We start from the raw sequence: 19,790 nt of genomic DNA, 5'->3' as shown, positions 1-19,790 counted from the left end.
CGAATCACCATTGAGTGAAATTATACATCGTACCAAAACCCGCCCGGTCAAAGTAGGCAACCTGACCATCGGCGGCAATAATGAACTTGTAATCCAAAGCATGACGACCACTAAGACGCATGATGTGGAAGCTACTGTTGCTGAAATTAAACGGCTTGAAGAAGCAGGATGCCAAGTGGTCCGGGTGGCGTGCCCTGACGAAAGAGCGGCAAATGCGATCGCTGAAATAAAGAAAAGGATCAATATCCCTCTTGTAGTGGATATCCATTTTGATTATAAACTGGCTCTTAAGGCTATCGAGGGCGGAGCTGACAAAATCAGGATTAATCCTGGTAATATCGGCCGCCGTGAAAAAGTGGAAGCAGTTGTTAAAGCTGCAAAGGAAAAAGGGATCCCGATCCGGATCGGTGTTAATGCCGGTTCACTGGAAAAGCGGATCATCGAGAAATACGGCTATCCGACTGCCGACGGTATGGTGGAAAGCGCCCTGCATCATATTAAAATCCTTGAAGACCTTGATTTCCATGACATCATAGTTTCCATGAAGGCTTCTGACGTCAACCTGGCCATCGAGGCTTATGAAAAAGCAGCCATGGCGTTTGATTACCCGCTTCACCTTGGAATTACAGAATCAGGGACCTTGTTTGCCGGCACGGTGAAAAGCGCCGCGGGCCTTGGTGCCATATTAAGCAAAGGCATCGGAAATACTTTAAGGATTTCCTTGAGTGCCGACCCTGTCGAGGAAGTAAAAGTCGCCAGGGAACTTTTGAAGTCATTCGGACTTTCATCCAATGCTGCTACACTCATTTCCTGCCCGACCTGCGGCCGGATCGAGATCGATTTGATCAGCATTGCCAATGAAGTGGAAGAATATATCCAGAAGATCAAAGCACCTATAAAAGTAGCTGTGCTAGGCTGTGCTGTAAACGGCCCTGGAGAAGCCCGTGAAGCAGATATCGGTATCGCCGGCGCCCGCGGGGAAGGCCTATTGTTCCGTAAAGGGAAAATAGTCCGCAAAGTCCCTGAAGATACAATGGTCGAAGAATTAAAAATCGAGATCGATAAAATCGCTGAAGAATACTATGCTAAACAAGAAGCTGAAAAGCAGCTTCAAATGAATGATTAAGCGGCTTGCCGCCCCTTCAGCTGAAGCAAATAAAAGACCGGCTCAATTGTGAGCCGGTCTTTTTTCCCTTTTCCGCCTAAAAGAACGGAAGGATAAAGATTCCGATGATAATGGAGACGGCACCGATGCCGATTGCCCAGGCCCCGGTTGTGCGCGCCCCTCTTCTGCGCGCTATGAAGCCGAGAATGATGCCGGCAGCGCCAAACAGAATTGGCAGGACAAACAGTGAAAGAATCGAAAGCGCTAAAGCTCCATACCCCATCATACCGCCAGAAAGGTCCATCCCGGCATTTTCTTCCCCGCGGTAGTCCTCCCCGCTGCTGTCTCTTCCCAGCGAAACAGGTGCTGCGATTTCAGCGGCTGTTTCTTCTGTATAATTCCTTGATCCATATTCATTATTTTCGCCAAGCTCTTCGCTGTGACGAAGGTCTTGTTCTTGCTGAGAGCGTTCTTGATCTGCCAATATAATCCCTCCGCTTTCAGAAGCCTGATTTGTTAGTAATGGCAAATTAGCTGCCCCCTTCTATAGGGGCATTATTTATTATCTGCTCTTTCCCCCTGTTTTACGATGCTAATGTATGGATAAAAAAACAGGCATTTCTCCTGCAATCCTTTTTGGCGGGCACTAGTTCTGTTAAGATGGTATGAGACATCCATATAAGGAGAAAAAACATATGAAAAGATTTGGCATTGATATCGATGGGACAGTGACCTGCCCTTCCTCGATCATCCCCTATTTGAATGAAGCGTTTCAATTAAACCTGACCCTGGAGGATGTAAAAGAGTATGACTTAAATCCTCTGGTTGACATAAGCGAAGAAGAATTTGCAAAATGGTTCCTTGATAATGAACCAAAGATTTATGCCAACTCCCCGCTGGCTTCAGGAGCAAAACAGGTCCTGAAAGAATGGGAATCAAAGCATGAGCTGTACTTTATCAGTGCACGCGGCTCTACCCTTCAGAAATTGACCGAAGAATGGTTTCTTGAAAACGAGCTTCATTTCCATCATATAGAATTGATCGGCTCTCATGATAAAATCAGTACTGCAAAAAAGCACAAAGTGGATATATTCTTTGAAGACAAGCATGATAATGCAGTTGCGATCCATGAAGAATGCGGCATACCCGTCATCCTTTTTGATACACCTTATAATCGCGACCCGATCCCTGAAGGGGTTATAAGGGTGAAAGGCTGGTTTGAGGCGAAGGCAGCAGTTGAAAAGTGGCTGAAAGCTGAAAAATAAAAAACGAAAAAACCGGCCCCCAGGCCGGTTTTTCATTTATTAATGAACACAATCCGGGCAGCGGCCATAAATCTCGAATTTATGGCCGGAAACATCGTATCCCTTCAGGTTCTCCTGAAGCCCATTCATTGGGCAAGTATCAATCTCCTTTGTTTTGCCGCAATCAAGGCAGATAAAGTGATGGTGATGGTGATGGTGCGAGCATGTAAAACGGAAATGTTTCTCTCCGGACAGCTCGGTCATTTCAAAAATCCCCAAATCCACAAACAAAGAAAGGTTCCGGTATATAGTGTCAAAGCTTAACCCGGGATAATCGTCCTTCAATTTATCAAGTACATCTTTGGCAGTCAGGTATTTATTGCTGTCAGAAAAGAACTGCAGCATTTCCTCACGCTTCCCTGTATGTTTATATCCTTTTTCTTTTAAAAGAATCAAGGCTTCTTCCACATTCATTGCAATCACCTCTTTAAATCGCGCTGCCTTCTCCCGGCAGCTGTTCTTGGCCCTTCCTATGCCCCTGCTTTTTCAGAACCGGCTGCAAGTTTCAGGAGCAGGGATTTTATTAAAATGGTCAACACAAGAATTAGGACGGCAATCATTACAATCGTCCCTCCTGGAGCGAGATCCAGGTAATATGAAACCGACAGTCCCCCAAGGACTGAGATTTCACCAAAAATCACCGAGAAAAGAATGGTTTGCTTAAATCCTTTCGCAATGCGGATGCTGGCAGCTACCGGGAGTGTCATCAGGGACGAAACAAGCAAAATCCCGACAATTCTCATGGAGGCCGCAATGACCAGGGCAACCATTACGATAAAAATGAAATGGACACTTTTTGCGGCAATCCCGGATGCCTTTGCATGCTCTTCATCAAAGGAAAGCAAAAATAGCTCTTTATATAATAATACTATAAGAATTGCCACAACAGCGCTAATGATTAAAATTAACCACAGATCTGTCCTGCTGACCGCACTTACACTTCCAAACAGGTAGCTGAACAGATCTGTATTGAAGCCGTCCGCCAGAGAAATGAAGATCACTCCGATCCCGATGCCTCCTGAAAGAATGATCGGTATCGCAAGCTCCTGATAATGCTTATAAACAGCTCTCAGCTTTTCAATAAAAAGTGAGCCTGCAACTGAAAATGCCATTCCCATATACATCGGGTTCAGGCCGCCGGATAGCATAAGTTTCTTTTCCAGGAGGAGGCTGGCAGCAATCCCTGCAAGTGTAACATGGCTCAGGGCATCGGCTATCAGCGACAGCCTGCGGACAACAATGAATACACCCAGAATCGGGGCAATGATGCCGATAATAATGCCGGTCAAAAAAGCATTCTGCAAAAATTCATACTGAAGGATTGCGGAGATCATAATGTCCCTCCTTCATGGTGATGATGGTGATGGTGATCGTCATGATGAAGGACGTGAAGCCCGTGACCGTAAAACTCAGAAACCTCATTCCGATCGAATTCTTCAAATTCTTCTGTCCTTCCATGAAAATGAAGATGCTTATTCAGGCAGGCTACATGCGAAACCTTATCGGTTATCGTACCAATGTCATGCGTGACAAGAACAAGCGTAATGCCCAGTTTTTTATTTAAATCCTCAAGCATCTGATAAAATGACTGCACATTCTGTGCATCAACCCCGACAGTCGGTTCATCAAGGATCATCAGTTTTGGGCTGCTGACAAGCGCTCTCGCAATGAAGACCCGCTGCTGCTGCCCTCCGGATAGCTCCCCTATATTGCGTCCGGAAAAAGCAGTTAAGCCGACTGATTCGATCGCTTCCGCAACTTTTTCCCGCTCCTGCCTGCCGGCAAAACGGAACAGGCCAAGCTTTTTCGTAAGGCCGCTTGAAACCACCTCAAAAACAGTCGCAGGAAATCCGGTATTGAAGGAGTTCGCCTTTTGGGAAACAAAGCCGATTTTTGATTGGTCCCTGAATTTTCCGATTGGCTGTCCAAACAGAAAAATGTCACCTTTCTGCGGCTTAAGAAGCCCCAGGACCATTTTTAGGAGAGTGGATTTTCCTGAACCATTCGGTCCTACTATCCCAAGGAATGCCCCTTCAGGTACAGTTAAATTTATATTTTCCAGCACATTTTCTTTTTCATATCTATAAGTGAGATTTGATATCTCAATTATGGGAGTTTGGTCTTTCATTTTTATCACCTTTTTAATATAAGAATGATTCCGATTTAACTTAAGTAGTATAACGGAACTTTTCCCTAAAGTAAAGAGAACCGGGCTGAATGGTTTAATTTTATTCTGGAGGCAATTTTCAGTAACATTTCCGGGCTATTGTACATATGGTACAGAGGAGGTGGGAGAAAATGAAAATATTCGAAAACATCATCAATCATAAAGTCAGCACGATAACGACTGAAGAGCTTTTAAAATACGCTAAGCAATTCCAAATATCCATAAATCAGACACAGGCAAAGCAGATTGCCAATTACTTAAGAGGTAAACAGGTAAATATCTTCCAGGATTCAGAACGCTCCAAGATCATTAAGGAAATTGCCAAAATTGCCGGACCCGACACAGCAAGGGAAGTAAACAAGCTGTTTATGCAATTTACGAAATAGAAATGCGGAAAAGCCTTGCTCAGCCCCGACAAGCATAAGACGCTTGGGAATAGAAGGCGTTCTTTGCCTTCAATTCCCAAGTGGCTTATGACTCGAGGGGCTAGGCTTTGGAGCTGGACAAATTAAAATGCGGAGGCGGCTTGCCCAGAGACGACAAGCATAAGACGCCAGAGAATAAAAGGCGTTCTTTGCCTTTAATTCTCTGGTGGCTTATGACTCGAGTCTCTAGCCGCTGGAGCTGGACAAATTGAAATGCGGAAAAGCCTTGTTCAGCCCCGACAAGCATAAGGCGCTTAGGAATAGAAGGTGTTCTTTACCTTGCTGGACAAATAGAAATGCGGAAAAGCTTTGCTCATCAGAGGAACGTATACTCAAAACTTCAGTTTAGTCTGCAGCCTATACCCAATATAAAGAACCATAGATGTTAGTATGGGCTGTTGATTTCCGTTGCAGGCACTTCGCTTTCCGCGGGGCGAAGTTGAGCCTCCTCACGCTCCGCGCTGCGGGGTCTCAACTTTTTCGCTGCAATCCCGCTGGAGTCTACGTGCCTTCCACTGCAATCAACAGGGTTATTGTAATTCTTTTCTGCTTAACACCTAATCGGCAGGGAATGATTACCTCTTTAGCCTGAAGCCTCTCTCATAAAAAATACAGCTGCAGCACCCTGCAGCTGTATTTCATTTATTTGCCTTCCATGATGTCCGCAATAAGGTTTTCATTGAATTCCTTATTCCTGAGCATCTCAATTTCGTATTTGTATGGAGGCATTTTGCTGTTCTTATCTTCCCCGACAAATGGCGTCTCAAGGATTTTCGGGACTTCTGAAAGCTGCGGATGATGGACGATATAACTTAAAGCGTCAAAGCCGATATGTCCGTACCCGATGTTTTCATGGCGGTCCTTTTTCATTCCCCGCTCATTTTTGCTGTCATTGATATGAAGCACCTTCAGGCGGTCGAGCCCGACAATTTTGTCGAACTCATTCAAGACGCCATCAAAGTCTTCTACGATATTATAGCCGGCATCATGCGTATGGCATGTATCAAAGCAGACGGATAGATGATCATTATACTTGACCCCATCGATGATCATGGCCAGCTCTTCGAAGTTTCTCCCGCATTCAGAGCCTTTGCCTGCCATTGTCTCCAGAGCAATCTGGACATTTTCCTCGCCATTCAGGACTTCATTCAGCCCTTCAATGATTTTTTTGATGCCCTCTTCTGTTCCTGCACCAACATGCGCACCGGGATGAAGGACGATCTGTCGGGCGCCGATTGCTTCAGTCCGGTCTATTTCCGAACGCAGAAAGTTGACTCCCAGCTCAAAGGTCGAAGGATTTGTGGTATTTCCTATATTGATGATATATGGGGCATGGACAATGATATTGTCAATTCCATTGGCCTCCATATGGCGCCTGCCTTCCTCAATATTCAAATCCTCAATCTTTTTCCGGCGTGTATTTTGAGGGGCTCCTGTGTAAATCATGAAAGTGCTGGAGCCGTATGATACAGCTTCCTCACTTGCGGCAAGGAGCATTTTTTTCCCGCTCATCGACACATGCGAACCAATTTTAAGCATTTCATTCTCTCCCTCCGGCAGCCTGCCTTTATTTCTTTTTAAGCCTTCTTTGGCGTTTCTTGATGCTCTCTACTTCTCTTTGTATTTTCTTTTTATAGCCTGGCTTTACATTTTTCGGTTTTTTCACACGGGATTGAGCATGAGCATCAATCTCATCCGTCTGCCTTTGCCGCTTTTTCCGTCTATTGCGGTCGCCCAAATCAATCCATTCACCCTTTTGAAGATCAACATGCTTGAACTCGATCCCCAGCTTTTCCAGCCTGTTCAGCGCATCTTCATCTGACGTATCATAAATCGTGAGAGCGATGCCGGAAGATCCTGCTCTTGCCGTGCGGCCTACACGGTGGATGTAAAAGTCCAGATCGGTCGGCAGCTCATAATTGATCACATGGCTGATTCCCTGGATATCGATGCCTCTGGCAGCAAGATCGGTCGCAACAATATACTGGAATTCCAGATCCATAATCTGCTTCATCATCTTCTTGCGCTCACGAGGGCTGAGATCTCCGTGAATGCGGCCTACTTTTAAGCCTTTTTGCATAAGGGCATCTGCGACTTCATCAGCCTTTTTCTTAGTATTTGTAAAGACGATCGCCAAATATGGATTAAATGCCTCCAATGCACGAAAGACAATTTCCGTCTTATTTTTGTGCTTTGAAGGGAGCAGATAATGCTCAATTTTTGCAGCTGCAATCTGCTTGGGCTCTATTTGGACGAATTTTGGATTTTCCAGATACTTTTTCAGAAATGGCTTCAGCTTTTCCGGGATTGTTGCCGAGAATACAAGCATTTGAAGCTTTTCAGGCATCTTGCCTGCAACCTGGTCTACATCTTCAAGGAAGCCCATATCCAGCATCAGATCAGCTTCATCCACGACCAGCATTGAAGCGGTATGGACGAGAAGTGCATTTTCCTTGACCAGGTCGTTGATCCGGCCCGGTGTCCCTACTACTACCTGGGGCTGCACTTTCAGCTTCTCAATTGTCCTCTGTTTATCTGTTCCCCCTATAAACAGTTTGGAGCTGATTTCCTCATCGCCATCAGCCTGCTCTGTTACTTTAAGTACTTCCTTATGGATCTGGGTGGCCAGCTCCCTTGTCGGAGCAGTTATGACAGCTTGTACCCCCTGCCTCGAAGGATCAATTTTCTGAAGGATCGGCAAAATATAGGAATGAGTTTTCCCGGTGCCTGTCTGGGACTGTCCAATCGCACTATCCCCTTTAAGGATAATCGGGATCAGGCGTTCCTGTATTTCTGTGGGCTCATAAAACCCGAGCTTTTTAACAGCTTCTATAATAAATGGCTTAAGTTCGTAGCGTTCGAATTTCGTTTCCGTCATAATTAACTCCTTATAGTTAGTGGCCGCAGCCTGAGTGGACAACTTGCCTCACCAGTCTTTGTCCATCATATTATTATAATAAAGTTTCATGCAAAAGACCACCAATACCGCTGATATTATTATTTTAGCCATTCAGGGAGTTTTTAATAGGCTTTGGCATTGTTCCAACTTTATTTGGGACTCATCCAGCCCGATATTGTGCATGCCATGTGAAATCTGGATCACAAAAATAAGCACGGAATCAGCAGAAATGTTCCTCAACAGGCACTTACTAAATGCCCGGCAAACATGAAAATAGGGAAACATCCGCAGAAACCTAAACCAATTTCATGACAGGTGCATAGCTTACATAAGGAGAAACTTTTAAGTAAAGGAGGCAAATTATGCAGCCTAGACCCCGTTTTCCGATGCAGGGCGGAGGAATGCCGCCGCAATTTAGAGGCCCGATGCAGGCCAGGCCCAATTTCGGCCCCATGATGGGACCTATGCAGCAGACGCGCCAGGGAGGCGGAGGACTGCTGGCCAAGCTTCTGGGCAAAGGCGGGAATCCAGCATCTGCAGCCGGTGGTTTGAATAGCATGCGCGCCGCAGCTCCGGGCGCTGCCAATGCAGCCGGTTCAGGCGGATTCCTGAAGTCGATTGCCAACCCGTCCAGCATTTCGGGATTCTTGTCAAATACACAGAAAATGCTCAATACAGCTCAGCAATTCGGACCGATGGTACAGCAGTATGGCCCAATGGTCAAAAATCTTCCGGCCATGTGGAAACTGTACAGAGGATTGAAGAGCTCCGGAAATGAAGAAAGTGAAAAGGAGGCAGTTTCTGAAACTAAAAAAGCCCCCTCCCCGCCTGAGAAAAGAAAAACTGAAACAGCCGGGTCCCACCAGCCTTCAGAAGCTCCCAAACGTGCCAAAGCTCCTGGAAAGGGCAGTTCCTCACCCAAGCTGTATATTTAGAATCCGTGAAGAATGCAGCTTTTTGCGCATTCTTTTTGTTTTGGCCTCATTCATCCAGCTTTTGAAAAATGCAATGATTTTTACTGCCAATTGAATGCCCCCTTTTGTAATATCTCTACAAGTCTTATATAATGTAGGGGCAGTTGATTCTCTTAAAAATAAGTTTCAGTTCCACTGCAATGGGAGGATTGGAGAATGGATGTTTTAAAAATTTCGCCGCGGGGCTATTGCTATGGGGTTGTCGATGCAATGGTCATAGCAAGGAATGCCGCTTTGGATAAAAACCTGCCGCGGCCGATTTATATACTGGGCATGATTGTCCATAACAAACATGTCACCGATGCATTTGAAGAAGAAGGCATTATAACGCTGGATGGAGAAAACCGTAAAGATATCATTGAAAAAGTCGACAAAGGCACTGTCATTTTCACGGCGCACGGCGTCTCCCCTGAAATCCGCGAAATTGCTAAATCAAAGGGGCTCGTAACGATTGACGCCACCTGTCCGGATGTGACAAGGACCCATGATCTGATCAGGGAAAAAGACGCTGAAGGCTATCAGATCATTTACATCGGCAAAAAAGGCCATCCTGAGCCTGAAGGCGCCCTTGGAGTTGCTCCGCATGCAGTATCTCTTGTACAAACTGCAGAAGATGTCGGCAAGCTCACCCTGGACAGCAGCAAAATCATTGTTACCAACCAGACGACTATGAGCCAATGGGATGTCGTCACTGTCATGGATAAGATAAAAGAGAAATACCCTCATGCAGAGTTCCATAAAGAAATATGCATGGCTACCCAGGTGAGGCAGGAAGCGGTCGCTGAACAGGCAGGAGAAGCCGATGTACTGATTGTAGTCGGTGACCCAAAGAGCAACAACTCCAATCGCCTTGCCCAGGTGTCCGAGGAAATTGCAGGCACCACCGCATACCGGATTGCCGATCTTTCTGAACTGAAGATCGAATGGCTGAAAGATGCCAAAAAGGCGGCTGTCACAGCAGGAGCTTCTACTCCTACACCAATAACAAAAGAAGTCATCACTTTCCTTCAGCAGTTCGATCCTAATGATCCGGAAACGTGGAAAACCGAGAAGAAAGTGCCTCTCAGCAAAGTGCTTCCAAAAATCAAGAGAGCTTAAAGAAAAGAGCTGCAGCAATCGCTGCAGCTCTTTTCTTTATATAAATTTGAAAGGATCTGTATGCACTTCTGAGGAAATAAAATTCACATCATATCCCTTTTCCCTGGCCATTTTTTCAAGGATATGAGCCACACCCTTCTTCATGACCTTTTCTACATTATGGCCTGGATCAATAATGTTCAGGCCCATCATCATTGCATCATGCGCAGTATGATAATACAGATCCCCTGTTACATACACATCCGCGCTTTTGAACTTGGCCTGGGTAAAATATTTATTTCCATCCCCGCCCAGGACAGCCACTTTCCTGACAGGAGAGTTCAGATCTCCGACTACCCGGACCCTGTCAAGCCCGAATGCCTCTTTAATTTTTCCAGCAAATTCTTCAAGCGTTGTTTCAGGAATTGTTCCGACCCGTCCAAGCCCAAGTGATTGGCCTTTATTATCAAGGTGATAAATATCATAGGCAGGCTCTTCATATGGATGGGCTTTAATCATTGCAGAAATCACTTTCTTTTCCAGATGATCCGGAAAAATTGTTTCCACCTTGACTTCCTTTACCTTTTCCAAGCGGCCTCTGGTCCCGATGTAAGGGTTGGCTGAGTCCCCGGGCATAAACTGTCCGGTTCCTTCCGAAGAGAAGGCACAGAAGCTGTAATCTCCAATTGCCCCGGCACCTGCCCTGCCCAGCGCCTCTCTCAGAGCCTCAGCTGCTTCAAGCGGTACGAAAACAGCCAGTTTCTTCAGGCTGGTTTCATGTGTGGGCACAAGCACTTCTGTGTTCTCTAAACCAAGAGCTTCCGCCAGGAGGTCATTCACGCCGCCCTCAGCCACATCAAGATTCGTATGGGCCGCATATACGCTTATATCATGCTTTATGAGCTTCTCGATAATCCTTCCGGCTGCTGTATCCGTATTGATTTTCTGCAATGGCCTGAAGATCGGGGGGTGATGGGCGATGATGAGCTGCACATTCTTTTCGATGGCTTCATCAACGACCTCCTCCAGCACATCAAGAGCAATCATGACATTTTGCACCTTATTATTCAGTCCGCCAATCTGCAGTCCGATTTTATCGCCTTCCATTGCCAGGTTCTTTGGAGAGAACTCCTCAAACAAAGAGATGATTTGATGGCCGTTAACTTTTTTCACTCTTTACTGCCTCCTCTGCCATAGAGATTTTTTGACCGAGCTCCAGCCTCCTTGTCCGTGTTTCTTCCGAGTCTGCAGCTTTATCCAGTTCCTGCAGAATCCTTTGCCAATTTTTCATTTCATGCTGCCATTTTTTCTGGAAGGTATCCGTTTTTTGCGCTGTAAGGAAGGGGCCAAAAAGAAAGGCGCTATTCTCATCCTTCCCCTTGTAGGGACGGAGCGGCTCTCCATGCTCTGCAACCAGGATTTCGTATATCTTTCCATCCTCTTCAAGGATATCCTCTTCTATAAGCTCCCAGCCGTTTTCAATAAGCCATTTACGGATTGAAATGGCGCTTATATTAGGCTGAAGGACAAGCCTTTTCACTGAAGACAGCTTTTCTTTTCCCTCTTCAAGAATACTGGCAATCAAGGCGCCACCCATTCCGGCAATGGCTACACAATCGACTTCTCCGCCTTCAATCACTTCCAGGCCATTCCCTTTCCTGACAGCTATCTTATCGCCCAGCCCTTCCTGGTTGACTTGATTCCTTGCAGATTGAAAGGGACCCTCTGCCACTTCGCCTGCGACTGCGAAAGGCACTTTGCCCTTAGAGACTACATGGCATGGGAGATAGGCATGGTCTGAGCCTATATCAGCAAAGGCTGCCCCATCCGGAATATATTCAGCGACACGTGCCAGCCGCTGTGATAATTGTTCTGTATTCATCTCTTACATCACACCACTTTACATAGATTCAGGTACATAATTATTCTCTTAGTATAAAAAAGCCGGAAAGCAATGTCCAGCAGCCTGGCAGGACTTATATCCAGGAGTCTGATCGGAGCTCCAAAATAAAGAAAAGCCTTTCAAAAGAAAGGCTTTTCTTTAACTGTCACATTATTTCAGGCCTGCCAGCCATTCAGCCATTTCGCCTGCTTTTTCCTGCGGAACAAGCCCTGGCGGCATGGATCCTTTACCGTTAACAACGATGTCAGCGATTTCATCCTGTGAATAGCGGTCGCCAACGCCTGTCAAAGCAGGACCTACCCCACCCTGATACTGGTCGCCGTGGCAGCCGATACAGGTTTGTTTATAAATGTCTTCCGGGTTGGCTGCAACCTCTTCAGTCTGTTCTTCTCCGCCGCCTTCCTGCTCAGCCGCAAGGTCCTTAGCATCGCCCAGCCCTTTGAAGGAAACGAGGAACATAGCTCCAATGCCTAGCACAGCAATCAAAAGAAACGGAATTAATGGATTTCGGTTCATGTTTTAACCTCCCTTATGTAAGAACATCTCAGTCAAGTATATTATATAATACAAACAATCTCTATTTTACTTGAAAACCCATGGAAGGAAAAGCCCTAAACTGAACTTTGTCACAGTATGTTCGAAATTGGAAGATTCCGCCTCTGTTTTGCCAGCTAAATTAAAAAGCTCCATATAAATGGAGCCAGTTGTCCTTAACAGCCGATCTGCCGCGCAATCACCATACGCTGTATCTCTGACGTTCCCTCTCCGATTTCCGTCAGCTTTCCATCTCTCATATAGCGTTCTACATGATAGTCTTTCATATAGCCATAGCCCCCATGGATCTGGACTGCCTCGTCAGCCACTTCCATGCAGATTTCCGATGCATACAGCTTGCACATGGACGCTTCTTTCGTAAATGGCTTTCCCTGGTCCTTGAGCCATGCTGCTTTATAGACCATATTCCGGGCAAGCTCAATTTTCATCGCCATATCAGCGAGCTTGAACTGGATAGCCTGGAACTGGGACAGCGAGCGGCCAAACTGAGTCCTCTCTTTTGCATACTGCAATGCTTTTTCATAAGCAGCCTGGGCGATACCGACAGCCATGGCGCCTATCCCTATCCGGCCTCCATCCAATGTAATCAGGAATTGCTTGAAACCTTCGCCTTTTTTGCCGAGCAAGTGCTCAGTCGGCACACGCACATCTTCCATCACAAGCTCTGTGGTATTAGAAGCATTAAGCCCCATTTTTTCGTAATTATCGATTACCTTGAACCCTTCTGCATCTGTCGGCACAATGATGGCGCTGATTTCTTTATCCGCCCCGCTTCCCCCCGTGACCGCTGTAATGGCCAGATGCTTTGCATAGCTCGCATTTGTAATATAACATTTGCTGCCATTTATGATGAACTCCCCATCTTTTTCTGCCGCGCTCGTCCTTGTACCGCCTGCATCTGATCCCGCGTTAGGCTCTGTAAGCCCAAAAGCCCCGAATGATTCTCCAGTGCAGATCGGAACCAGATACTGTTGCTTTTGCTCTTCAGTCCCAAAAAGATAAAGGGGGGCCCCGCCAAGGGAAATATGGGCTGAATAAGTGATTCCCGTCGAACCGCATGCCCTGCTGAGCTCTTCAGTCACAATGGCAAAACTGACTGTATCAGCCCCTCCGCCGCCGTATTCTTCAGGGAACGGCAGCCCCATCACACCCATATTAGATAATTTGTTAAATATTTCTTTAGGGAATTCTTTCGTCCTGTCCCTTTCCAGTGCACCGGGAGCAACTTCTTCATCAGCAAACTCCCTGATCATTTTCAGAATCATATTTTGTTCGGCAGTCAATTCAAAATTCATGCAAATCCCCCTCGAAGTTTTGTATACGCTTTCATTACCATTATACGAGGAAGGGATTAATTTTCTCAACATTTAAAAACTTTAAAATTTAATTTATTATATGAAAATAGAAATAACAATGATGATGAGTCCTACCAGGCCGGATATTCCAAAATAGTGCTGACGGAATTTCCAGGCAGCCGCAATCCAAAGCAGACAATTAAGCATTAAAGCTCCATACAAGGCTGTATTATGATGCGGGAAAAAATGAGATGCCATTTCAACCGATATCAAAAGCAATATTAAAGCCGAAACAGCGAGAGGCAGTTGCGGCGCAATTCCTTTATTAGTAAAATAAATAGCAAGAGAAACTCCAGTAATTGTAAAAAAAATCAGAAGGCCCATTTGCAAAATGAAAGATAATTCAGTAAAATAAATGAATAACAGCGACAGAGGAATCAGCAGCAAGAGAATGATATTGAGAAAATAAAACCCTTTTGCCTTTCGAGCTTTATCCTTCGGCCGATTCCCTTCTGTATACAAAGCAAGCAGATAATCACAATAATGCTCAGGAAGCATGCGATTATCCTTCCAGTATAAAATTTCTTTTACAATCATGTCTTTTCTCGCTCTATCCATATCCACCCATCCCGTCCGGAAATCCAAAGGCATTTTTTTCAAAAAAAATAGTTTACCTCTATTTTAAGAAGTAAACTATTTTCTGACAATGTTTTTTTATTCGAGGAAGTCTTTAAGCCGCTTGCTTCGGCTTGGATGCCTCAGTTTGCGAAGTGCTTTCGCCTCGATTTGGCGGATACGCTCCCTGGTTACGCCGAAGACCTTTCCGACCTCTTCCAGAGTGCGCGTACGCCCGTCATCAAGCCCGAAACGCAGCCTCAGGACATTTTCCTCACGGTCTGTAAGCGTATCAAGGACGTCTTCAAGCTGTTCTTTCAGGAGCTCATATGCAGCATGCTCAGATGGCGAAGTCGCATCCTGGTCTTCAATGAAGTCGCCGAGGTGAGAGTCATCTTCTTCCCCAATCGGTGTTTCAAGTGAAACAGGCTCCTGGGCAATCTTAAGAATCTCCCTGACCTTATCCGGTGTCAGATCCATGTCTTCTGCAATTTCTTCCGGAGTCGGTTCGCGGCCGAGATCCTGGAGAAGCTGACGCTGCACCCTGATAAGCTTATTGATTGTTTCCACCATATGGACAGGGATCCTGATCGTCCTTGCCTGGTCGGCAATCGCCCTTGTAATGGCCTGGCGGATCCACCATGTTGCATACGTACTGAATTTGTAGCCTTTACGGTAATCGAATTTCTCAACTGCCTTGATCAGGCCCATATTCCCTTCCTGGATCAGGTCAAGGAACAGCATGCCCCTTCCGACATACCTTTTGGCAATGCTGACTACGAGCCTCAGGTTGGCTTCCGCCAGCCTTCTCTTTGCCTCTTCGTCGCCTTCCTCGATCCGCTTGGCCAGGGAAATTTCCTCCTGTGCAGAAAGAAGATCCACACGCCCGATTTCTTTCAGGTACATGCGGACGGGATCATTAATTTTAACTCCTGGAGGAACGCTTAAATCGTTTAAATCAAATTCCTCTTCACCCTTGGCAAGCTCCTGGACATTAGGGTCCGCATCATCGTTGTCGCCGACAAGCTCTACCCCCTGATCTCCAAGAAACTCATAAAACTCATCCATCTGATCGGAATCCAATTCAAAGTTGGAAAGCCTTTCCGCGATATCGTCATATGCGAGCACCCCGGTTTTCTTTCCTACTTCCGTTAACTGTTCCTTCACTTGCTCCATGGTCAACTCTGAATCAACCTCTTTTGAACGGGCTGACTTTTCAGCCATAAGTCCCCCTCCTTCCAAAAATCACAAACCAGTCGTATAAAAGCTTATCTATAGCAATTTACGCAGTTGAATAATTTCCATTGCAATCGATGCAGCCCTTGCAAAGTCATTCTGCCGTTCGGCTTCCTTCCCTTCAGCCTGCTTTTCCTTTATCATTAACATCTTTTGATAATTCAACACCTGCTTAATATAGTCATTGAGCTCCTGCTCAGTCAGCTCATCATTAACCGACATCATCTCGATATCCGCAATGATCCGCTTAAGCTTTGCATCTTCAACGAAATTTAAGAAGGCACTTGGATCGGGGCTATTCCCCTTTTCGTAAAAAGCAAATAAATAAGTAATGATAGCCTGATGATCATCAATGTTAAAGGTGCTGCCTCCGAGAAGCTCCTGGACTTTATAAGCAGTATCGCTGTTTCTCAGCATATGGGCAATCAATCTTCTTTCAGCTGTATGAAAAGCAGGCTTGAGCGAATCCTGGCGCCGTGAAACGATCATATGCTTCTTTTGTGCTGGGGCAGAACTGCCCTGGTTTTTTCGTTTCTCGGCAAAGTATATCTGCTTTTGCTCCTGCTTCAGCGCTTCCAGTGACAGAGAAAATTCATTAGCCAGCTGGCGCATGTAATGATCTCTTTCAACAGCCTTATCAAGAAGGCTGATTTCCTTAAGTACTTCTTCTATATATAGAAGCCGATCTCCTTCATCCTGGAGCTTTTTGCCCCTTCTATAATAAAGAAACTTGAACGCCATGTGGGTAATGCTGGACTCGATTACATCATTGCGAAACTTTTCAGCTCCGTGCTGTTTGATGTAGTCATCCGGGTCCATGCCATCAGGCAGCATGGCAACCTTGATGCCGCAGCCAGCCTCAGACAGCATTTTAGCGGCTTTAAAGGCCGCCTCTATTCCGGCATTATCCGAATCATAGCAAATGGTGACAGACTCAGTATTTCTCCTGAGCATTGCAACATGTTCAGGCGTCAATGCAGTCCCCATTGTGGCAACCCCGTTCTCAACAGAAGAACGGTCTGCAGCAATAACATCCGCGAACCCTTCAAAAAGGACCGCCTGGTGTGTCTTGCGGATTGCCGGTCTTGCCAGGTGGAAATTATACAAGATTTTACTTTTATTAAAGATTGCTGTCTCCGGACTGTTCAGATATTTGGGCTCATTTCCGGCCCCGAGCGATCTTCCGGAAAAAGCAATCGTGTTTCCTTTGCGGTCAAAGATCGGAAACATGATCCGATCGCGGAAGCGGTCAAAATAACTGCCATCTCTGTCCCTTTTGATGATAAGCCCAGCTCTTTCCATGAATTCAGGATTGAATTTCCTTTTTACAAGGAACTTGCATACAAAATCCCATGAATCCAGGGAATAACCGATCTGGAACTTCTCAATCGACTCTTTGGTAAAGCCTCTGTCAAGCAAATACTCCAGTGCGTGCTGGCCATCCTTTGTGTTCATTAACAAATGATGGTAAAATTTCCGGAGAAGCTCATGCGCCTCTATCATCTGCTGGAGATTTTCGGGCAGCGAGCTCTGCTTTGCGGATGCGGCTTCAATATCAAGCTGAATCCCCGCTCTTTCTGCAAGTTTGACAGCAGCTTCCTGAAAAGAATAGCCTTCATGCTCCATCAGGAACGAAAACACATTCCCTCCGGCTCCGCAACCAAAGCAATGGTAAATCTGCTTTTCCGGGGAAACAGAAAAAGATGGCGAGTTTTCTCCATGGAATGGACATAAGCCAAAATAGTTCCGCCCCTGTTTCTTGAGCTGAACATGATCACCGATTACATCGGCAATGTCTGTAGCCTGCCGGATTTCATCCAGTTTCGCTTCGGAAATTCGCTCTGCCATGAGAACAACTCCAATTTTACTTATGAGGTATTCGTGATAAAAAAGCTATTTTCCTGCAAGATTCGACAAAATCTTTGTCAATTGCTTCACAAACCTGCTCCGGTCTTCCTGGGTGAAAGGCTTAGGGCCTTTTCCATATTGCCCCCGGCGCCTTGCTTTGGCACTGAGATACCTCATATCCAGAGCTGTATGGATATGCTCTTCTTCGTATAAGGTTCCCCTGGGAGAAAGAACATAAACCCCTTTAGGCAGCAGCGTTGAGGCTAGGCCGATATCCTGTGTGACTGCAACGTCCCCCTTTTTCACATGATTCATGATGAACAGATCTGCTGCTTCTTTGCTTGAATCAACAAACTTCCAGACAGCCCCGCCAAAGTCATTTACCATATGTGCGTAGGAAGCGACGAAAACCGGTTCGATTTCAAAGCCTTTGGCAATTTCGACAATTTCCATCTTAACAGGACAAGAATCAGCGTCAACCAGGATGCTTCTTTTCCCTAATGTACTAGTAATTCTACATCACTCCGCATATTCCTTCTTTAATAGAGCAACTTTTCACAAGAGATTCATGTCGAATTTTTTTTAGATGCCTGCCTTGACTTCTCACAATAAATAGTTTATTCGTTATGTGGTAAGTCTAAACCTAATGATGAATATTTTTATCACAATTTTTTATTATAGTGCATAAAAGTCAGTTTTGCCATTATTTTTTACTGTACAGCCCTAATTTTCTCATTAACCGGAATGTACTGCCTAAAATTAGAAAAAGCACATATTCACAAGAGTATGTGCTACTTTGCAGAAATATTTCTCCGGTAAAGGTCAAAAATGACGTTTGCCGTTTCTTCCACTGCCTTATTTGTAACATCGACCACAGGACATCCGATCCTGGTTACAATCTGGTCAAAATAGCTGATCTCGCTTTTGATCCGTTCAAGATTGGCATAGCTGGCATTATCGCTCAAACCGAGTGAAATGAGCCTTTCCCTCCTGATATTATTCAGCTTTTCAGGACTTATTTTTAAGCCAAAGCACTTGGAAGGCGATACCTGGAACAGCTCCTCAGGCGGATCAACTTCCGGAACGAGCGGGACATTCGCGACTTTAAGCCGCTTGTGTGCGAGATATTGGGATAAAGGCGTCTTCGAGGTCCTTGAAACGCCGACAAGAACAATATCAGCCTTAAGGATTCCCCGTGGATCGCGGCCGTCATCATACTGCACAGCAAACTCGATTGCTTCCACCTTTTTAAAATAGTCATCATCCAGCTTCCTGACAAGGCCCGGCTCATACAAGGGGGTTTCCCCGCAGATCGACTGGATCCTGTCCATCAATGGCCCGATGATGTCGATCGCATAAATATTTTCCCTGGCTGCTGCTTCTGCCATATAACTGCGGATTTCAGGCTTTACCAATGTAAAAGCAATCATTCCCTGGTCCATTTTCGCGAGCGATAATACCTCATCGATATTAAATTTATCTTCAACATAAGGAAATCTTTTTATTGTCAGATCGCTGCCATTGAACTGGCTGATGGCCGCTTTCGTCACTAATTCTGCTGTTTCCCCCACTGAATCGGAAACAACATAGATGATCGGCACTGTACCCATTGCTCATCCATCCTCTCTTCTAAATCACCTTTGTTCTGCAAGAGCAAGGAACGCCCTTGTCAAATTGGTCTTTGTGATCCTGCCTGTTACTTCAAAGCCCTTATCGGTTTCTTTCACGACCGGCAAAGCGTCTATCTGTTTTTCGATCAGCAGATTGGCTATTTCAATCAGCAGATCGTCTTTTTTGCAGGTTGTAATATTAGGCATCCTCGTCATGATGATATTTACCGGAAGGGCTGTAAGCTCCTGATTTCCAATGCTTGCCCTCAGCAGGTCCTTCCTGGACAAGACGCCGACCAGCAGAGAAGATTGATCGACAACGAATAATGTACCGACATCTTCCAGGAACATCGTAACTATCGCATCATAGACCGATACATTTTCATTCACGACCACCGGGATGGACTGATAATCCTTCACCAGCAGCTTCTGCAGGCTTTCAGTCAGAAGCTGGGCACCTGTCTTGCCAGTATAAAAATAGCCGACCCTCGGCCTTGCATCCAGATAGCCCGCCATAGTTAATATGGCCAGATCAGGCCTTAAGGTTGCCCTTGTCAGGTTCAGCCTCTCTGCAATATGTTCACCTGTGATTGGTCCATTTTCTTTCACGATATCCAATATTAATTCTTGTCTTTTATTAAGCTCTATTGTCCTCACCACCTTGCTTGCCAGCTAATAATGTTATACTTTTATAAAAATATTATATACTATTTGCTATAAATGAAAAGAATGTTTTAACATTTTTAACCTGGCATATAGGAAAAAATTTCAAAGAGC

21 protein-coding genes are annotated in these 19,790 nt (G+C 45.5%); 5 read left to right on the top strand and 16 right to left on the bottom strand.

The annotated features are described in order from the left end of the window. Window positions 1–10 precede the first annotated feature (10 nt). Entirely contained in the window at window positions 11–1,126 is a 1,116-nt protein-coding gene (gene ispG, locus RBB45_RS01155; protein ID WP_022544197.1) for a flavodoxin-dependent (E)-4-hydroxy-3-methylbut-2-enyl-diphosphate synthase, read from the top strand. 76 nt (window positions 1,127–1,202) lie between these two features. On the opposite strand, the gene RBB45_RS01150 is transcribed toward ispG, so the two are convergent. Then, complete coding sequence (locus RBB45_RS01150) at window positions 1,203–1,634, bottom strand: DUF308 domain-containing protein (protein WP_094767047.1); 432 nt, start codon at window positions 1,632–1,634, stop codon at window positions 1,203–1,205. 166 nt (window positions 1,635–1,800) lie between these two features. Between RBB45_RS01150 and RBB45_RS01145 the strand changes: the two genes are divergently transcribed. After that, window positions 1,801–2,370, top strand: coding sequence for a hypothetical protein (locus tag RBB45_RS01145; protein WP_306009025.1), 570 nt, complete (start codon window positions 1,801–1,803; stop codon window positions 2,368–2,370). Window positions 2,371–2,409: 39 nt separating this feature from the next. Here RBB45_RS01145 and zur read toward each other — a convergent pair whose 3' ends face one another. Genes zur through RBB45_RS01130 form a run of 3 tightly spaced genes read right to left on the bottom strand, consistent with a single transcriptional unit; the run spans window position 2,410 to window position 4,537 of the window. Next, window positions 2,410–2,823: a zinc uptake transcriptional repressor Zur gene (gene zur / locus RBB45_RS01140; protein ID WP_022544199.1), complete on the bottom strand. Its 414-nt coding sequence runs from the start codon at window positions 2,821–2,823 to the stop codon at window positions 2,410–2,412. Between the two features lie 56 nt (window positions 2,824–2,879). Beyond that, complete coding sequence (locus RBB45_RS01135) at window positions 2,880–3,743, bottom strand: metal ABC transporter permease (RefSeq protein WP_101550318.1); 864 nt, start codon at window positions 3,741–3,743, stop codon at window positions 2,880–2,882. Further along, complete coding sequence (locus tag RBB45_RS01130; RefSeq protein WP_224951523.1) at window positions 3,740–4,537, bottom strand: metal ABC transporter ATP-binding protein; 798 nt, start codon at window positions 4,535–4,537, stop codon at window positions 3,740–3,742. The genes RBB45_RS01135 and RBB45_RS01130 overlap by 4 nt, the downstream gene beginning before the upstream one ends. A 170-nt stretch (window positions 4,538–4,707) precedes the next feature. Here RBB45_RS01130 and RBB45_RS01125 point away from each other — a divergent pair, with 170 nt between their 5' ends. Beyond that, complete coding sequence (locus tag RBB45_RS01125) at window positions 4,708–4,962, top strand: DUF2624 domain-containing protein (RefSeq protein WP_022544200.1); 255 nt, start codon at window positions 4,708–4,710, stop codon at window positions 4,960–4,962. A gap of 681 nt (window positions 4,963–5,643) precedes the next feature. Here RBB45_RS01125 and RBB45_RS01120 read toward each other — a convergent pair. Beyond that, the gene (locus RBB45_RS01120; RefSeq protein ID WP_224951525.1) at window positions 5,644–6,540 is read right to left on the bottom strand and encodes a deoxyribonuclease IV; all 897 of its coding nucleotides are present in this window, start codon (window positions 6,538–6,540) and stop codon (window positions 5,644–5,646) included. Between the two features lie 28 nt (window positions 6,541–6,568). After that, window positions 6,569–7,879, bottom strand: a complete 1,311-nt coding sequence (locus RBB45_RS01115) for a DEAD/DEAH box helicase (RefSeq protein ID WP_009791420.1) — start codon at window positions 7,877–7,879, stop codon at window positions 6,569–6,571. A gap of 383 nt (window positions 7,880–8,262) precedes the next feature. On the opposite strand from RBB45_RS01115, the gene RBB45_RS01110 reads away from it, so the two are divergent. Together RBB45_RS01110 and RBB45_RS01105 are read left to right on the top strand one after the other, a co-directional pair. Continuing rightward, a complete protein-coding gene (locus tag RBB45_RS01110) occupies window positions 8,263–8,835 on the top strand; it encodes a YqfQ family protein (RefSeq protein WP_148949022.1) in 573 nt (190 codons plus the stop codon). Between the two features lie 195 nt (window positions 8,836–9,030). Next, window positions 9,031–9,972 carry a 4-hydroxy-3-methylbut-2-enyl diphosphate reductase gene (locus tag RBB45_RS01105; protein WP_009791417.1) on the top strand — a complete coding sequence of 314 codons (942 nt, stop codon included), beginning with the start codon at window positions 9,031–9,033 and terminating at the stop codon, window positions 9,970–9,972. 36 nt (window positions 9,973–10,008) lie between these two features. On the opposite strand, the gene RBB45_RS01100 is transcribed toward RBB45_RS01105, so the two are convergent. From RBB45_RS01100 to ccpN, 10 genes are all read right to left on the bottom strand, one after another. Beyond that, window positions 10,009–11,124 carry a Nif3-like dinuclear metal center hexameric protein gene (locus RBB45_RS01100; RefSeq protein WP_224951527.1) on the bottom strand — a complete coding sequence of 372 codons (1,116 nt, stop codon included), beginning with the start codon at window positions 11,122–11,124 and terminating at the stop codon, window positions 10,009–10,011. Further along, a complete protein-coding gene (locus RBB45_RS01095; protein ID WP_009791415.1) occupies window positions 11,111–11,833 on the bottom strand; it encodes a tRNA (adenine(22)-N(1))-methyltransferase in 723 nt (240 codons plus the stop codon). The genes RBB45_RS01100 and RBB45_RS01095 overlap by 14 nt, the downstream gene beginning before the upstream one ends. 171 nt (window positions 11,834–12,004) lie before the next feature. Then, window positions 12,005–12,370, bottom strand: coding sequence for a cytochrome c550 (gene cccA, locus RBB45_RS01090; protein ID WP_009791414.1), 366 nt, complete (start codon window positions 12,368–12,370; stop codon window positions 12,005–12,007). A gap of 194 nt (window positions 12,371–12,564) precedes the next feature. Further along, on the bottom strand, window positions 12,565–13,704 hold the full coding sequence (locus tag RBB45_RS01085; RefSeq protein ID WP_306009024.1) for an acyl-CoA dehydrogenase family protein: 1,140 nt from the start codon (window positions 13,702–13,704) through the stop codon (window positions 12,565–12,567). 96 nt (window positions 13,705–13,800) lie between these two features. Further along, window positions 13,801–14,322 (bottom strand): hypothetical protein, encoded by a 522-nt coding sequence (locus RBB45_RS01080; protein ID WP_035401200.1) that lies wholly within the window; start codon window positions 14,320–14,322, stop codon window positions 13,801–13,803. 96 nt (window positions 14,323–14,418) lie between these two features. Further along, complete coding sequence (rpoD, locus tag RBB45_RS01075) at window positions 14,419–15,543, bottom strand: RNA polymerase sigma factor RpoD (protein ID WP_009791410.1); 1,125 nt, start codon at window positions 15,541–15,543, stop codon at window positions 14,419–14,421. Window positions 15,544–15,591: 48 nt separating this feature from the next. Further along, complete coding sequence (gene dnaG / locus RBB45_RS01070; protein ID WP_009791409.1) at window positions 15,592–17,403, bottom strand: DNA primase; 1,812 nt, start codon at window positions 17,401–17,403, stop codon at window positions 15,592–15,594. Between the two features lie 45 nt (window positions 17,404–17,448). Then, window positions 17,449–17,916 (bottom strand): YaiI/YqxD family protein, encoded by a 468-nt coding sequence (locus RBB45_RS01065; protein WP_224951682.1) that lies wholly within the window; start codon window positions 17,914–17,916, stop codon window positions 17,449–17,451. A 278-nt stretch (window positions 17,917–18,194) separates the two neighbouring features. After that, window positions 18,195–19,013 (bottom strand): pyruvate, water dikinase regulatory protein, encoded by an 819-nt coding sequence (locus RBB45_RS01060; protein ID WP_009791407.1) that lies wholly within the window; start codon window positions 19,011–19,013, stop codon window positions 18,195–18,197. Window positions 19,014–19,037: 24 nt separating this feature from the next. Continuing rightward, window positions 19,038–19,670, bottom strand: a complete 633-nt coding sequence (gene ccpN / locus RBB45_RS01055) for a transcriptional regulator CcpN (RefSeq protein ID WP_009791406.1) — start codon at window positions 19,668–19,670, stop codon at window positions 19,038–19,040. Between the last annotated feature and the right edge of the window lie 120 nt (window positions 19,671–19,790).

Source organism: Bacillus sp. MMSF_3328 (assembly GCF_030733525.1).
GTDB lineage: Bacteria > Bacillota > Bacilli > Bacillales > Cytobacillaceae > Bacillus_AB > Bacillus_AB infantis.
Note: the sequence above shows the minus strand (reverse complement) of the source record. Positions and strands in the feature narration are given on the sequence as shown.

Excerpts from the sequence above, each read along its gene's own strand:
- RBB45_RS01145 (WP_306009025.1), top strand. The coding sequence starts at position 1,801 with ATGAAAAGATTTGGCATTGATATCGATGGGACAGTGACCTGCCCTTCC.
- zur (WP_022544199.1), bottom strand. The coding sequence starts at position 2,823 with ATGAATGTGGAAGAAGCCTTGATTCTTTTAAAAGAAAAAGGATATAAA.
- RBB45_RS01135 (WP_101550318.1), bottom strand. The coding sequence starts at position 3,743 with ATGATCTCCGCAATCCTTCAGTATGAATTTTTGCAGAATGCTTTTTTG.
- RBB45_RS01130 (WP_224951523.1), bottom strand. The coding sequence starts at position 4,537 with ATGAAAGACCAAACTCCCATAATTGAGATATCAAATCTCACTTATAGA.
- RBB45_RS01125 (WP_022544200.1), top strand. The coding sequence starts at position 4,708 with ATGAAAATATTCGAAAACATCATCAATCATAAAGTCAGCACGATAACG.
- RBB45_RS01120 (WP_224951525.1), bottom strand. The coding sequence starts at position 6,540 with ATGCTTAAAATTGGTTCGCATGTGTCGATGAGCGGGAAAAAAATGCTC.
- RBB45_RS01115 (WP_009791420.1), bottom strand. The coding sequence starts at position 7,879 with ATGACGGAAACGAAATTCGAACGCTACGAACTTAAGCCATTTATTATA.
- RBB45_RS01110 (WP_148949022.1), top strand. The coding sequence starts at position 8,263 with ATGCAGCCTAGACCCCGTTTTCCGATGCAGGGCGGAGGAATGCCGCCG.
- RBB45_RS01105 (WP_009791417.1), top strand. The coding sequence starts at position 9,031 with ATGGATGTTTTAAAAATTTCGCCGCGGGGCTATTGCTATGGGGTTGTC.
- RBB45_RS01095 (WP_009791415.1), bottom strand. The coding sequence starts at position 11,833 with ATGAATACAGAACAATTATCACAGCGGCTGGCACGTGTCGCTGAATAT.
- cccA (WP_009791414.1), bottom strand. The coding sequence starts at position 12,370 with ATGAACCGAAATCCATTAATTCCGTTTCTTTTGATTGCTGTGCTAGGC.
- RBB45_RS01085 (WP_306009024.1), bottom strand. The coding sequence starts at position 13,704 with ATGAATTTTGAATTGACTGCCGAACAAAATATGATTCTGAAAATGATC.
- RBB45_RS01080 (WP_035401200.1), bottom strand. The coding sequence starts at position 14,322 with ATGGATAGAGCGAGAAAAGACATGATTGTAAAAGAAATTTTATACTGG.
- rpoD (WP_009791410.1), bottom strand. The coding sequence starts at position 15,543 with ATGGCTGAAAAGTCAGCCCGTTCAAAAGAGGTTGATTCAGAGTTGACC.
- dnaG (WP_009791409.1), bottom strand. The coding sequence starts at position 17,403 with ATGGCAGAGCGAATTTCCGAAGCGAAACTGGATGAAATCCGGCAGGCT.
- RBB45_RS01060 (WP_009791407.1), bottom strand. The coding sequence starts at position 19,013 with ATGGGTACAGTGCCGATCATCTATGTTGTTTCCGATTCAGTGGGGGAA.